10 protein-coding genes are annotated in these 14,290 nt (G+C 66.5%); 9 read left to right on the top strand and 1 reads right to left on the bottom strand.

Annotation, left to right across the window (positions count from 1 at the left end; all coding sequences use genetic code 11):
* Nucleotides 1-42: 42 nt before the first annotated feature.
* From gnpA to JS533_RS00375, 4 genes are all read left to right on the top strand, one after another.
* Nucleotides 43-2,295: a 1,3-beta-galactosyl-N-acetylhexosamine phosphorylase gene (gene gnpA / locus JS533_RS00360; protein WP_241512586.1), complete on the top strand. Its 2,253-nt coding sequence runs from the start codon at nucleotides 43-45 to the stop codon at nucleotides 2,293-2,295.
* Nucleotides 2,296-2,403: 108 nt separating this feature from the next.
* A complete protein-coding gene (locus JS533_RS00365) occupies nucleotides 2,404-3,489 on the top strand; it encodes a phosphotransferase enzyme family protein (RefSeq protein ID WP_241512587.1) in 1,086 nt (361 codons plus the stop codon).
* Nucleotides 3,486-5,060 carry a galactose-1-phosphate uridylyltransferase gene (locus JS533_RS00370; RefSeq protein WP_241512588.1) on the top strand — a complete coding sequence of 525 codons (1,575 nt, stop codon included), beginning with the start codon at nucleotides 3,486-3,488 and terminating at the stop codon, nucleotides 5,058-5,060. Before JS533_RS00365 ends, JS533_RS00370 begins: the two co-directional genes overlap by 4 nt.
* A 57-nt stretch (nucleotides 5,061-5,117) precedes the next feature.
* Nucleotides 5,118-6,059 (top strand): ROK family protein, encoded by a 942-nt coding sequence (locus JS533_RS00375; protein ID WP_241512589.1) that lies wholly within the window; start codon nucleotides 5,118-5,120, stop codon nucleotides 6,057-6,059.
* 141 nt (nucleotides 6,060-6,200) lie between these two features.
* Here the strand turns inward: JS533_RS00375 and JS533_RS00380 are convergent, their stop codons facing one another.
* On the bottom strand, nucleotides 6,201-7,340 hold the full coding sequence (locus tag JS533_RS00380) for an ROK family transcriptional regulator (protein WP_241512590.1): 1,140 nt from the start codon (nucleotides 7,338-7,340) through the stop codon (nucleotides 6,201-6,203).
* A 295-nt stretch (nucleotides 7,341-7,635) separates the two neighbouring features.
* Here JS533_RS00380 and nagB point away from each other — a divergent pair, with 295 nt between their 5' ends.
* The 5 genes from nagB (at nucleotide 7,636) to JS533_RS00405 (ending at nucleotide 14,289) form a co-directional block, all read left to right on the top strand.
* Nucleotides 7,636-8,448, top strand: a complete 813-nt coding sequence (nagB, locus tag JS533_RS00385; RefSeq protein ID WP_241512591.1) for a glucosamine-6-phosphate deaminase — start codon at nucleotides 7,636-7,638, stop codon at nucleotides 8,446-8,448.
* Between the two features lie 91 nt (nucleotides 8,449-8,539).
* A complete protein-coding gene (locus tag JS533_RS00390; RefSeq protein ID WP_241512592.1) occupies nucleotides 8,540-9,799 on the top strand; it encodes an N-acetylglucosamine-6-phosphate deacetylase in 1,260 nt (419 codons plus the stop codon).
* Between the two features lie 459 nt (nucleotides 9,800-10,258).
* The gene (locus JS533_RS00395) at nucleotides 10,259-11,890 is read left to right on the top strand and encodes an ABC transporter substrate-binding protein (protein WP_241512644.1); all 1,632 of its coding nucleotides are present in this window, start codon (nucleotides 10,259-10,261) and stop codon (nucleotides 11,888-11,890) included.
* A gap of 115 nt (nucleotides 11,891-12,005) precedes the next feature.
* The gene (locus JS533_RS00400; protein WP_241512593.1) at nucleotides 12,006-13,091 is read left to right on the top strand and encodes an ABC transporter permease; all 1,086 of its coding nucleotides are present in this window, start codon (nucleotides 12,006-12,008) and stop codon (nucleotides 13,089-13,091) included.
* Nucleotide 13,092: 1 nt separating this feature from the next.
* Nucleotides 13,093-14,289 carry an ABC transporter permease gene (locus JS533_RS00405; RefSeq protein ID WP_241512594.1) on the top strand — a complete coding sequence of 399 codons (1,197 nt, stop codon included), beginning with the start codon at nucleotides 13,093-13,095 and terminating at the stop codon, nucleotides 14,287-14,289.
* Nucleotide 14,290 lies beyond the last annotated feature (1 nt).

The raw sequence follows: 14,290 nt of genomic DNA on the forward strand, positions 1-14,290 counted from the left end.
AACCATATTTACTCTGAAAACGTACAAAGGAGTACCACTTTCATGACCACCACCGGACGATTCACGCTTCCGAGCGAATCGAATTTCGCCGAGAAGACCAGGGAGCTTGCCGAACTGTGGGGCGCGGATGCGATCCGCAACTCGGACGGCACGCAGCTCGACGACGCCGTGCGCGCGCTGGGCAAGAAGATCTACAGCGCGTATTTCCCGACGCGCGCCCATAACGAGTGGATCACGCTGCATATGGACGAGACCCCGCAGGTGTATCTGCTCACCCAGCGCGTGCTCGCGGAGACGGATCGCGTGTCGATCGACCTGATGGAGGGCTTCTTCGCGGAGCAGCTGACGCCGAACTACGATGCGAACCCGGCCAAGTACTGGGAGGTCATCGACCGCACCACGGGCGAAGTGGTCGACCCCGAACGGTGGGAGGTGCATACCGACACCCATACGGTCACGGTGTGCGGCGCGACCCCGATGCACGAGTACACGGTCTCGTTCCTCGCGTACATCATCTGGGATCCGGTCGAGATGTACAACCATCTCACCAACGACTGGGGCGACAAGGAACACGAGATCCCGTTCGACATCTACCATCCGGCCACGCGCAGGTTCGTGTTCGACACGTTCGAGCGGTGGCTCGAAGCCAATCCCGACACCGACGTGGTGCGTTTCACGACGTTCTTCTACCAGTTCACGTTGATCTTCGATCCGAAGCACCGGGAGAAGATCGTCGACTGGTTCGGCTGCTCGTGCACCGTGTCGCCGCGCGCGCTCGACGATTTCGAAGAGCGGTACGGCTACCGGCTTCGCGCGGAGGATTTCGTGGACGAGGGCTGCTACAACTCCGCATGGCGCGTGCCCGGCAAGGCGCAGCGCGACTGGATCGACTTCCTGTCCGGCTTCGTGCGCGAGAACGTGAAGAAGCTGGCCGACATGTCGCATGCGGCCGGCAAGGAAGCCATGATGTTCCTCGGCGACCAGTGGATCGGCACCGAACCGTACAAGGACGGGTTCGGGGATCTTGGCCTCGACGCGGTCGTCGGTTCGATCGGCGACGGCACCACCACGCGCATGATCGCCGACATCAAGGGCGTGAAATACACCGAAGGCCGTTTCCTGCCGTATTTCTTCCCCGACACGTTCTATGAGGGCAACGATCCGAGCATCGAGGCGTGGGACAACTGGCGCAAGGCCCGTCGCGCGATCCTGAGGAGCCCCATCGCCCGCATGGGCTATGGCGGCTACCTGTCGTTGGCCGCGAAGTTCCCCAAGTTCGTGGACGCGGTCACGCACATCGCCGACGAGTTCCGCGACATCCATGATCGCACCGGCGGTGAGCCGGCCGAAGGCGAGCTGAACGTCGCGATCCTGAACAGTTGGGGCAGGATGCGGTCGTGGATGGCGTACACGGTCGCGCACGCCCTGCCCAACAAGCAGACGGTCTCGTATTACGGCATTCTCGAATCGTTGTCCGGTATGCGCGTCAACGTGCGGTTCGTCAGTTTCGACGACGTGCTCGAGCACGGCGTGGATGACGATGTCGACGTGATCATCACCGGCGGTCCGGTCGATACCGCGTATTCGGGCGGCGACGTCTGGGCGAAGGATCCGCGGCTGGCCGAGACGCTGCGCGCGTGGGTGCGTTCCGGCGGCGCGCTGGTCGGCGTGGGCGAGCCGAGCTCGCAGTGGTTCCAGGGCCGGTTCTTCCAGCTGGCCGACGTGCTCGGCGTGGACGAGGAGCGTTTCCAGACCCTGTCGGTCGACAAGTACTTCCCGCCCGTCGTGGCCGACCACTTCATCACCGCCGACGTGCCCGTCGATCCGGCCGTACGCGCGGCGTGGGAGTCGGCCGGCTATCGCATCCCGCTGTCGGGCTGCGGCGGCGGGCAGGGCAGGGTTCCGCTCGGCGGCATCGATTTCGGCGAGCCGATCCTGAACACGTTCCCGGTCAACGAACGGGTGACCCTGCTGCGCGCGGACCACGGCCAGGTGCAGCTCGCGGTCAACGAGTACGGCAAGGGGCGCGGCGTGTACGTGTCCGGCCTGCCGTATTCGGCCGCGAACGCCAGGCTTTTGGAACGCATCCTGTTTTATGCGAGCCGGCACGAGGACCGGTACGCGGCGTACAGCACGTCGAACCCCGAATGCGAGGTCGCTCGCTTCCCCGAGTCCGGCTGGTACTGCGTGATCAACAACACCGACCGCCCGCAAGCCACGGACGTGACCCTGCCCGACGGCACCGGCGAGCACTTCGACCTCGAACCCAGCGCCATCGCCTGGCGCAGGCTCTGACGGCCCGCGTTTCGGACCGGTCCGTCCCGCGCGTCGTTCCCACTCCCGACGCGCGGGCGGACCATACTTACTCCCTGTATGCAAGAACACATGGAAAAAGAGGACATCATGACGGACCATGACGCCGCACTCGCCAACATCGCCGCCCATTTCCAGCTTGAAGGAACGGTCGAAAGCGTCGAACCATACGGCGACGGCCACATCAACACCACGTATCTGGCGACCACCGACCGGCGACGCTACATCCTGCAGAAGATGAACACGTCCATCTTCCCCGACACGGTGCACCTCATGCGCAACATCGAGCTCGTCACCGGCTTCCTGCGCGAACGGGGACAGGAGACGCTCGACCTCGTGCCCACGCGCGACGGGGCTACCTGGATCCGCACCGACGACGGGGGAGCGTGGCGCGTCTTCGATTTCATCGAACGCACCGTCTCCTACAACCTCGTGCCGAACGCCGACGTGTTCCGTGAATCGGGAGCCGCGTTCGGCGCGTTCCAGAACAGCTTGGCCGACTTCGACGCGTCCGAGCTGACCGAGACTATCGCCCACTTCCACGACACGCCCCACCGTTTCGAGGACTTCAAGGCCGCCGTCGCCGCCGACGCGAGCGGCCGGGCCGCGACCTGCCCCGACGAGACCGCGTTCTATATGGGCCACGCCGACGTGTACGCGACCATCACCGACGGACTTGCCGACGGCACGGTCCCGCTGCGCGTCACCCACAACGACACCAAGCTCAACAACATCCTCATGGACGAGGCCACCGGCAAGGCGCGCGCCATCATCGACCTCGACACCGTGATGCCCGGCTCCATGCTCTACGACTTCGGCGATTCGATCCGATTCGGCGCCTCCACCGCGCTCGAGGACGAGCCCGACCTCGACAAGGTGCACTTCAGCCCCGACCTGTTCCGTGCCTACACGGAAGGGTTCGTCGGCGAACTGCGCAGCAGCATCACGCCGCGCGAGGCCGAACTGCTGCCCATGGGCGCGATGATGATGACGCTCGAATGCGGCATGCGCTTCCTCGCCGACTACATCGCCGGCGACGTGTACTTCGCCACCAAATACCCCGAACACAACCTCGTCCGCTCGCGTACGCAGATCAAACTCGTGCAGGAGATGGAGGAGCGGCTCGACGAGATGCACGCCATCGTCGCCGACGTCATGGAAGGGGGCGCGCGATGACGGCCGACGCGACCGCCGCGACCGGCTTCGCGGAACGCGATCGCGACGCGCAAACGGCCGTATACGCGGCCATCGACGCGCTCGTCGACCATGCGCGGCTGCGGCTCGAACTGGATCCACGCGACGTCGACTGGACCCGCAACCGCGTGTTCGCGCGGTTCGGGCTCGACTCCTACCGGCCGACCGGTGAGACGGCGAACGGCAGGAGCATCGACGAACTGCTCGCCGGACTGCGCGACGCGCTCGCCGCGGCCGGCCTGTGCGACGACGTCGACTGGCCCGACGCGGCCGACGACGTCATGGGCGCGCTCGATGCCGCGCCGTCCGTCATCCAACGCCGATTCGCCGCGATCGAACGCGCCGGCAACACCGTGACGGACGACGACGAACCCGCGGGCGCCGTCACCGCGCGCGGCGGCATGGACGCGATGCGCTGGTTCTACGACTACTGCGTGAACGGCAGCTACGTCAAAAAGGCCGTGCTCGACCGCAACCCGCGCTTCGACTCGCATGGCCTGACCGTGACCATCAACCTCGCCAAACCCGAATTCAAGAACATGAAGAAGGCCGCCGCGGGCAACGCCGTCGCCGGCGGATACCCGGCATGCACGATCTGCCACGAGAACGAAGGCTTCGCCGGACGCGCCAAACGCACCCTGCGCACCGTGCCGGTCACGCTCGGCGGCGAGCCGTGGTTCTGGCAGTTCTCCCCGTACGGCTACTTCGACCAGCACGGCATCTGCGTGAACATGCGGCACACGCCCATGCACGTCGACCGCGACACCTTCGGCCACCTGCTCGACTTCGTAGACCGGTTCCCCGGCTACTTCCTCGGCTGCAACGCGGCCCTGCCGCGCATCGGCGGCTCCGTGCTCGCCCACGACCACTACCAGGGCGGCGGCGAGATCCTGCCCATGTTCAAGGCCGCGACGTGGGCCACGCTCACGCCGCCGGACCATACGGACGCGGTCGTCGAAATCCTCGACTGGCCGGGCACCGAGGTGCGCGTCGTCTCCCGTTCGCGCGAGGCGATCGTCGACGTCGCCGACATGATCCGCAAGGCGTGGATCGACTACGACGACACGGAAGCCGGCATCGCCAGCCACGATGCGGACGGCAACCGCCAGTCCGCGCTCTCGCCCAGCGCGATCGTGACCGGACGCGGCTACGAAATGAGCCTGATCTTCCGCAACAACGCGGTCAGCGACGACTATCCGGAAGGCGTGTTCCATGCGCATCCCGAATTCTGGCCGGTCAAGCAGGAGCCGATCGGATTGATCGAGGCGCAGGGCCTGTTCATCCTGCCCGGCCGTCTCGTCGGCCAGCTCGGCCTGATCGAGGACGCACTCGCCGAAGGACGCGACCTGCCGGACGAGGTGGGCGAGTTCACGCTCGTATGGGGCGAACTGTGCGCCGCGCTGGGCGAGTCCCGCGACCGCGACGCGATCCGCGCCGCCGTGCGCGACGAACTGGGGAGCATCTGCGAGCGCATCCTCGGCAACACGGCCGTGTTCAAACGCAAGGAACAGACGCTGGCGTTCCTCGAAGGGGCCGGTTTCACCCGCGTGTGACGACGCGTCGACGGCATACGACAATCGAAGAAGCATCAATCAAGGAAGGGGAGTGCAATGACCGACATCGCAGCAACTGACGCCGTGGCGGGGCGCGCCGGATATCTGGTCGGCGTGGACATCGGCGGCACCAAGATCGAGGCCGTGCTCATCGGCCCGGACGGGCGCGTCGTCGCGTCCCGCCGCGTGCCCGCGCGCCGTGGAGGCGACAACGTGCTCGACGACGTCGCCTCGCTGGTGCGAGGCGTGGCGGGCGACCGGTTCGCCGACGTGGCCCACGTGGGCATCGGCACGCCCGGACGGGTCGATGCGGCGACGGGGCGGATCGCCAACGTCGTCAACCTCGACATCGACGAACTGGATCTCGGATCGCTCGTCTCCGGCCGTCTCGGCGGCATCCCAGTCCACGTCGACAACGACGTGAACGCGGCGGCCGTGGGCGCGGCGCGCGTGCTGTGCGGCGACGATCTGTCCGGCACCGTCGCCTTCCTCAACTTCGGCACGGGACTTGCGGCCGGCGTGCTCGTCGACGGCGTGCTGCAGCACGGCTACAGCGGCGCGGCCGGCGAGGTCGGACATGTGCCGGTCGACCCGAACCGGTTCGACTGCCCGTGCGGTCAGCGCGGATGTTTGGAGACCGTATGCTCCGGCGCGTCCGTGGCGCGATTGTGGCCGACGGCTGACGGCCGGCCGCCGATGCCCGATCTCATCGCTGCCACCCGCCGCGGCGACGGCGAGGCGCGGCGCGTGCTCGCCATGGTGACGCACGCGATCGGCGACACGCTGCAGATCGTCGCCCAATCCGTCGACCCGCGGCTGATCGTCATCGGCGGCGGCATGGCGAAGACCGGCGGGCCGCTGCTCGAGGTGATCCTTGACGAACTGCACGCGCGCGAGTCGGCCTGTCCGTTCCTGAAAGGGCTGGATCTGGGCGCCCGATTGCGGCTGGCGCCGGTGGATGCGCCGGTCGGCGCGATCGGCGCCGCCTGGGCGTCGTAGTCGCGAAACATCGCCGGCTCCGGCTTCTCAGATGTGCGGTGAAGTGGATGTGACCGCGGCGCATTCATTTCGATCGTTCTCGTTGAGACGGCTCCCTCTTCGGTTGAAGAGGGAGCCGTCATCTCATATGTGGTGTTGCGGTCAGTGCGATTCGATGTGGTTGCGCACCACGGCGATCGCGCCGCCGCGCAGCGTGATGTCCGCGCCGCACTGGCACCGGCGGATGACGGTGCGCGCATGGAACGTCGACTCCGTGGTCAGATCGAGCCGGTGCTGCGCGGCCTCGAGGAACGTGTTGTTGACGATGTCCGGCGGGCCGTACACGCACACGTCGGCGATGTCGAGCAGTCCGACCGGCATCGCCAGGGCGGCGGCGAACCGTTGCGCCGCGTCCCGGATGACGTCCGGCCGCTCGTCCTTCGCCACGGCGCGCATCCGCTCGCGCAACGCATCCACCGACAGCATCATCTCCATGCAGCCGCGTTTGCCGCACGGGCACAGCGGCCCGTTCTCCGGATCGATCGAGATGTGGCCGATCTCGCCGCCGGCATGGTGCTCGCCGACCACCGTCACATCGTCGATGAGCGTGGCCGCGCCGATGCCATGGTCGAACTTGACGAACAGCAGGTTGGGTCCGGCCTGGCCGAAGAACCGCTCGGTGAGCATCTCGCTGATCACGTCGTTGGTGATGACGACCGGCACGTCGAAGCGGGCCTCCAACAGGCCGCGCAGGTCGACGTCGTGCCAGCCGAGCGCCGAGGACTCGCGGATCACGCCCGACTGGATCACGCCCGGCACGGCGATGCCGATGCCGATGACCGCCTCGAGCGTGTCGGTGGCCAGCTGGTCGACCAGCTGGATGATCGCGTCCGCGTCGATGCGGTTGTCGGGTCCGAGTGCGATCTCCATGCGCTGCTGGGGCAGGCCGAGCAGATCGGTGACCGCGCCCTGGATCAGATGCGCCTGCGACAGGTCGAGGCTGATGATGCGCAGCCGCGTGGTGTCGATGCTCAGCAGCGTGCCGCGCTTGCCCTTGCCGGTGGACGTCTCGTGGCCGCTCTCGCGGATCAGGCCCTCGGCGAGCATGTCGTTGACCACGTCGGAGACGGCCACGCGCGACAGGCCGGTGAGCCGGCCCAGATCGGCGCGCGAGTACCGGTTCGTGGGGAAGAGCAGACTGAACATGAGCGAACGGTTGTTGCGCCGCACGTCGGAGGGGCTGGCCTTGGCGGTCTTTCCCGGCGTATGCAGCGGGAATGCCGCGTGGATGTGGTCGTTCATGGTGCCGCCCCTGTCCGTGTTGTATGCGCCGCGTATTTCGCCGTGCGACGTCTATGGTAGGTCATCTTTGACAAACTGTCTTTCTATTGTAGCCTCTCCGACCTTTGCGACAGTCCGACAAACGCCGATAGATGGCGGATTTTCAATTATGTAAGTATCATTAACAATTAAGGATGTCGATGATGCCATTGCAGGTCGGCAACCCCACGCAAACAGTGGAATAAGTACCGGTGTCGCATGCCCAGGCGCGTCCGTGCATGATCGGACGGCACCGCAGGAAGGAAAGGATGCTCCAATGACGGAAGTCATCATCGTCAAGAACGAGGACGAAGCCGGCGCGATCTACGGCCGCTGCGTCGCGGACCTCATCAAGGCCAAGCCCGACGCGGTGCTGGGTCTCGCCACCGGCTCCAGCCCGCTGGCCGCCTACAAGGCGCTCGCCAAGATCGTCAAGGACGAGTCCATCGACGTGAGCCAGGTGCGCGGCTTCGCGCTCGACGAATACCTCGGTCTGCCGCTGACCCACCCGGAGTCCTACCACTCCACCATCCACCGCACCGTCGTCGAGCCCCTCGGCCTCGACCCGGCCAAGGTCCACGTGCCCGGCGACGTGCTTGAGGGCGCCCCGCTGGAGGACGGCGACAAGATCGCCGCCGCCGGCCCGGCGTATGATGCGGCGATCGAGGCCGCGGGCGGCATCGACGTGCAGATCCTCGGCATCGGCACCGACGGCCACATCGGCTTCAACGAGCCCGGCTCCTCCCTCGCCTCCGGCACGCGCGTGAAGACCCTGGCCGAGCAGACCCGCGTCGACAACGCGCGCTTCTTCGACGACGACATCAACCAGGTGCCCACCCACTGCATCACGCAGGGCATCGGCACGGTGCTCAAGGCCCGCCATCTGGTGCTGCTGGCGTTCGGTTCGGGCAAGGCCGAGGCCATCGAGGAGACCATCGAGGGAGGCGTGTCCGCATTCTGCCCGGCCAGCGCGCTCCAGCTGCACCCGCACGCGACCGTCATCATCGACGAGGACGCCGCGTCGCGTCTGCGCCACAAGGACTACTACCGCTACGCGTTCGAGCACAAGCCGGCCTGGCAGGGCATCTGATACCTGATGCGATCCGTGCGTTGACGGGCTCCTTGCGGGGAGCCCGTTTCGCGTACGCGGAAAGTTATGACCTACATGGAAAGGGAGTCGCATGACTGAAACACGAGAACAGACCGTCGCCCGCGTAACGGCCGCGCTGACCGGCAAACCGTCGCCCGTCGCGATCCATCGTGCGCGCAAAATCGACGCGCGTGGCGTACAGGACCACTACTGGGTCGTCGCCGACGCTCAGGGCGTGATCGTCGCCACCGGCACCGACGAGGAATCGTTCGAATCCGCCTGCCGCTCGGTCGGCATCGACCCGGCCGACGAGAACGCGATCATCGACGCCGATGGACGCGTGCTCACGCCGGGTTACGTCGACATCCACGCGCACGGCGCATGGGAGAAGTCGTTCGACGACGGCCCCGACGGCATCGACGTCGCGCGGGCCGGCCACGCCGTGCACGGCACGACCCGACAGGTGCTCTCGCTGATCACCAACCCGGTCGGCGTGATCCGCCGCAACCTCGGCAACGTGCGGGCCAAGATGGACGAGCGTCCCGACATCCTCGGCGCGCATCTGGAAGGCCCGTTCCTCGCGCTCGCGCGCAAGGGCGCGCATGACCCGGAATGCCTCAAGGACCCGGTGCCCGAACTCGTCGACGAGCTGCTCGAATCCGCCGACGGCTGCATCCGGCAGATCACCATCGCGCCCGAACTGCCGCACGGCATCAGCGCGATCAAACAGTTCGCCGCGGCCGGCGTCGTGCCGGCGGTCGGCCACTGCGACGCCGACTACGAGACCGCCAAGCAAGGCTTCGACGCGGGCGCCGGCATCATGACGCACATGTTCAACGCGATGAACGGCCTGCATCACCGCGAACCCGGCCCGATCCCGGCCGCCGCCGAGGATCCGCGCGTCACGATCGAGCTCATCAACGACGGCTTCCACGTGCAGAACCCGATGGTCCGGCTGGGCTTCGGACTGGCGCCGCACCGCATCGCGTTCGTCACCGACGCGATGGCCGCCACCGACTGCCCGGACGGCGCGTACAAGCTCGGCGCGCTCGACGTGAACGTGGTCGACGGCCACGCCCGGCTCGTCTCCAACGGTGCGATCGCCGGATCGACGCTGCTGCTTGAGGTCGCCGTGCGGCGTGCGGTGCTGGAGCTCGGCTTCGACGCGCCCGCCGCCGTGGAGGCCGCGACGCTCACCCCGGCCCGCGTGCTCGGTCTCGACCGGCCGAACGCGATCACCGGCGCGCCGCTGGGCCTGATCGCCCCCGGCTACGCCGCCGACCTGCTGCTCACCGACCCGGCCGCCTGGACGGTCGAACAGGTGTGGTGCGCCGGCCGCAAGCTGAAGTAGGTCCGTATGCAGCCGCGTGCGTGGCTGCAGTAAGGGCGACAGGGGAGGGGCGTCCCGCACGCGGGGCGCCCCTCCCGTCGTATCGGATAATGCGGCTTTTCGTATTCTGATGTGTGGGGATTCGTCGTCGTAGTGGTCGTTCGCTTGTCTCGGCCTCGCGCGCATCGCGATACCGGGACCACGTGGACGTCCGTGATAATAAACTTACGCGTGTCAAATGCGGAGGGGTGGTATGAGGCCGTTGTCTCATGAGGGCGTCTCAGCATGTGGGCATGTTGGCGGAAGTGTTTTTGGATTCCTCAAAAGGTTGCAATTCCGCCATTGTTAAGGTCGAGCAGAAGCGGTTTAGTAACGAGCGATGTCTGGAATGGAAACCGAAAGTTAACACGAGAGCTTCATAGTCGGCTCCAATCCAAGTCGCCCCAATGGTAAGGGGCGGCCATGAAGAGAGGATTCGAAGTGAAGAACAAGAAACTGCTCGCGGCCGTCGCATCGGTCGCGGCCGTCGCGTCCCTCGCCGCGTGCGGCGGCGTGAAGGACGACGGCTCCACCACCGCCGCAAGCGGCAACGCCATCACCGTCGGCACCACCGACAAGATCGTCAGCGTCGATCCGGCCGGCTCGTACGACAACGGCTCGTACGCCGTGCAGATCCAGATCTTCCCGTTCCTGTACGCGCAGGACTACAACACCTCCGAGCTCAGCCCGGACATCGCCGCCGACGACGGCACCTGGAACGACGACGGCACCGAGTTCACCGTCAAGCTCAAGTCCGGCCTCAAGTTCGCCAACGGCCACGACCTGACCTCCTCCGACGTCAAGTTCTCCTACGACCGCGTCAAGACCATCAACGACGAGAACGGCCCGAGCTCGCTGCTGGCCAACATCGAATCCGTCGAGGCCCCCGACGACACCACCGTCGTGTTCAAGGACTCCGTGCCGTTCGACGTGACCCTCAAGCAGGTGCTCTCCAGCCCGGCGGGCCCGATCGTCGACGAGGAGGTCTTCGACGCCGACAAGCTCACCGACGCCGACACCATCGTCAAGGGCAACGCCTTCGCCGGCCCGTACAAGCTCACCTCGTTCAAGATGAACGAGACCGCCGGCTACGAGAAGAACGACTCCTACGAGGGCCTGACCCCGGCCAAGAACGACGCCGTGCAGGTCAAGTACTTCGCCGACGCCTCCAACCTCAAGCTCGCCGTGCAGCAGGGCCAGATCGACGTGGCCTACCGCTCCCTGACCCCGACCGACATCGAGGACCTGTCCAAGGACTCCAAGGTCAAGGTCGTCAAGGGCCCGGGCGGCGAGGAGCGCTTCATGGTCTTCAATTTCAAGATCCAGCCGTACGGCGAATCCCAGCCCGACGCGGACGCCGCCAAGGCCAAGGCGGTGCGCCAGGCCGTGGCCAACCTCATCGACCGCGAGGAGCTGAGCGAGAAGGTCTACAAGGGCACCTACACGCCGATGTACTCCTTCATCCCGGACGGCCTCGCCGGCCACGAGGACACCCTCAAGTCCGCCTACGGCGACGGCAACGGCAAGCCCAGCGCCGAGAAGGCCAAGAAGGTCCTCGAGGACGCGGGCGTCAGCACGCCGGTCGACCTCAAGCTCCAGTACAACCCCGACCACTACGGCTCCTCCTCCGCCGACGAGTACGCGGCCATCAAGACCCAGCTCGAAGAGGACGGCCTGTTCAAGGTCGACCTGCAGTCCACCGAATGGACCCAGTACAGCTCCGAGCGCAACGTCACCGACGATTCCGACGGCTCCTACCCGGTCTACCAGCTCGGCTGGTTCCCGGACTACTCCGACCCGGACAACTACCTGTCCCCGTTCTTCCGCGAAGGCAACTTCGTCAACAACGGCTACTCCAACCAGGAGGTCAACGACCTGATCGTCAAGCAGGCCGGTGAGAAGGACGCCACCGCCCGCGAGGAGATCCTCAAGCAGATCCAGCAGATCGAGACCGACGATCTGTCCACCCTGCCGCTGCTGCAGGGCGCGCAGGTGGCCGTCACCGGCGCCGACGTCAGCGGCGTCGTGCTCGACGCCTCCTTCCGCTTCCGCTACGCCTCGGTGACCAAGTAAGGCAACGGGCCCACAGGCCCCGCCCCAGCCACCATTCAGGCTCATGTTGGCTCCCCTTCGCCACGAAGGGGAGCCAACCCGTCTTGCGACCACACCCTCGACCAAGGAGCAACGCGTGTCAGACAACGCCACAGCGGCCTCCACCACGTCGGCGAAGAAACCGAAGAAGAACCGCCTGTCCGGCGGGTTCTTCCGATTCGTGCTGACGCGGTTCCTGCTGATCATCCCCACAGTATTCATCCTCGTCACCATCGTGTTCTTCGTGATGCGCGCCACCGGCGATCCGATCTCCGCCGCGCTCGGCGGACGACTCACCCCCGCCGAACTGCAGAAGCGCATCCATGCGGCCGGCTACGACCGCCCGCTCATCGTGCAGTACCTCGACTATCTCGGAGGCCTGCTGCACGGCGACCTGGGCACCACGCTCACCGACAACCAGCCGGTCATCACCATCCTCGTACGCTACGGCGCGGCCACGTTCGAACTCGCGTTCCTCAGCCTGATCGTCGCGCTCATCGTCGGCATCGGACTCGGCCGTCTCGCCGCCAAGCACCGCGACCACGCCGCCGACGCCGGCATCCGCGTGTTCGCCATCCTGTGCTACGCCACGCCGGTCTTCTTCCTCGGCCTCGTGCTCAAGCTCATCTTCGCCGTCTGGCTCAACCTGCTGCCGACGTCCGGCCGCTCGAACCTCGCCAGCGAAATGCAGTTCCAGCGCCTCGTCTCGCCGACCGGCTTCTACATCATCGACGCGCTGCAGCTGGGCGACATGACCGTGCTCGTCGACGTGCTGCGCCACGCCGTGCTGCCGGCGCTCGCGCTCGGCCTGCTCACCGCCGGCGTGTTCATCCGCCTCGTGCGCACCAACGTGATCTCCACCTACACCTCCGGCTATGTGGAGGCCGCACGCTCCCGCGGCGTGTCCGAAAAGCGCCTGCTCGACAAGCACGCCTGGCGCCCCGCGCTCATCCCGATCATCACCGTCATGGGCATGCAGATCGCGCTGATGCTCGCCGGCGCCGTGCTCACCGAAACCACCTTCGAATGGAAGGGCCTGGGCTTCATGCTGTCCAACTACCTCAAGGCGCGCGACTTCGTGGCCGTGCAGGGCATCGTGATCCTCATCGCCATCATCGTGGCCGTGGTGAACTTCATCGTCGACGTGATCAGCGCGCTGATCGACCCGAGAGTGAGGTACTGACATGACCGAAAGCACCGCAACCAAAGTCGGCGTGCCCGGCGACCAGCGGCTCGGCGACCTCAAGGTCAACAAGCCGACCCCGTGGTACGAGAAGCTGCCCGTCGTGCGCGACCTCAAGATCGCCGTCGGCTGGCAGAAGGGCATGCTCGTCACCGGCCTCGTGATCACCGCCGCGTTCATCCTGCTGGCGCTGTTCGCGCCAGTCATCGCGCCGTACGGATACGCGCAGATGAAGGACGCCTCCGGCAGGTCGTTCCCGACGCAGTCCGCGCCGAGCGCCGAGCACATCTGGGGCACCACCGTCGGCGGCTACGACGTGTTCAGCCGCACCGTGTGGGGCGCGCGCACCGCGATCATCGCCATCATCATCGCCGTCGTGCTCTCCATCTTCGCCGGCGTGCTGCTGGGCCTGGTCTCCGGCTACTTCGGCGGCTGGGTCGACCGCGTGCTCGTCGTCGTGGCCGACGCCATCTACTCGTTCCCCTCGCTGCTGCTCGCCATCCTCATGGCCATCATGATCTCCGGCGGCCAGTCCGGCCTGTGGAGCGGCATCCTCGCCTCCGGCATCTCCATCACCGTGGTCTACATCCCGCAGTACTTCCGCACGATCCGCGCCGAAGTGGTGCGCATCAAGAACTCCGCCTACGTGGAGTCCGCGAAGGTGGTGGGCGCCTCCACGTGGCGCATCATGACCCGCCACCTGCTCAAGAACTCGACCCGAACGCTGCCGGTCATCCTCACGCTCAACTCGTCCGAGGCGATCCTCACCCTCGCCGGACTCGGCTTCCTCGGCTTCGGCATCGAACCGACCGCCGCGGCCGAATGGGGCTACGACCTCAACCGCTCCGTGGCCGACGTGACCGCCGGCATCTGGTGGACGGCCGTCTTCCCCGGCATGGCGATCGTGCTCATCGTGCTCGGCATCACGCTGGTCGGCGAATCCCTCAACGACCTGGCCGATCCGCGACTGCGCGCCCGCAAGTCCGCGGGCGAGGTCATCGGATCGATCGAGGACACGTCCGTCGACCCGAACCAGAAGCCGTCCGCGCGCAACGAGGTCGTCGCCGAACTCGACGCGGCCAAGAACCCGCTGGCCGCCACGCACGAGGCGGCCACCGTGACCGACCGGGACCCGTCGTTCGTCGCCTCCGAATGGACCGGCGAAGGCAAGGCCGGCGAGGGCAAGGAGCAGCAATGAG

The sequence above is a fragment of the Bifidobacterium amazonense genome (assembly GCF_018555435.2).
Taxonomy (GTDB): domain Bacteria; phylum Actinomycetota; class Actinomycetes; order Actinomycetales; family Bifidobacteriaceae; genus Bifidobacterium; species Bifidobacterium amazonense.

What these genes read in the sequence shown, in the direction of transcription:
- JS533_RS00375 (WP_241512589.1), top strand. Translation starts at nt 5,118, where the DNA reads ATGACCGACATCGCAGCAACTGACGCCGTGGCGGGGCGCGCCGGATAT.
- nagB (WP_241512591.1), top strand. Translation starts at nt 7,636, where the DNA reads ATGACGGAAGTCATCATCGTCAAGAACGAGGACGAAGCCGGCGCGATC.
- JS533_RS00380 (WP_241512590.1), bottom strand. Translation starts at nt 7,340, where the DNA reads ATGAACGACCACATCCACGCGGCATTCCCGCTGCATACGCCGGGAAAG.
- gnpA (WP_241512586.1), top strand. Translation starts at nt 43, where the DNA reads ATGACCACCACCGGACGATTCACGCTTCCGAGCGAATCGAATTTCGCC.
- JS533_RS00370 (WP_241512588.1), top strand. Translation starts at nt 3,486, where the DNA reads ATGACGGCCGACGCGACCGCCGCGACCGGCTTCGCGGAACGCGATCGC.
- JS533_RS00365 (WP_241512587.1), top strand. Translation starts at nt 2,404, where the DNA reads ATGACGGACCATGACGCCGCACTCGCCAACATCGCCGCCCATTTCCAG.
- JS533_RS00405 (WP_241512594.1), top strand. Translation starts at nt 13,093, where the DNA reads ATGACCGAAAGCACCGCAACCAAAGTCGGCGTGCCCGGCGACCAGCGG.
- JS533_RS00390 (WP_241512592.1), top strand. Translation starts at nt 8,540, where the DNA reads ATGACTGAAACACGAGAACAGACCGTCGCCCGCGTAACGGCCGCGCTG.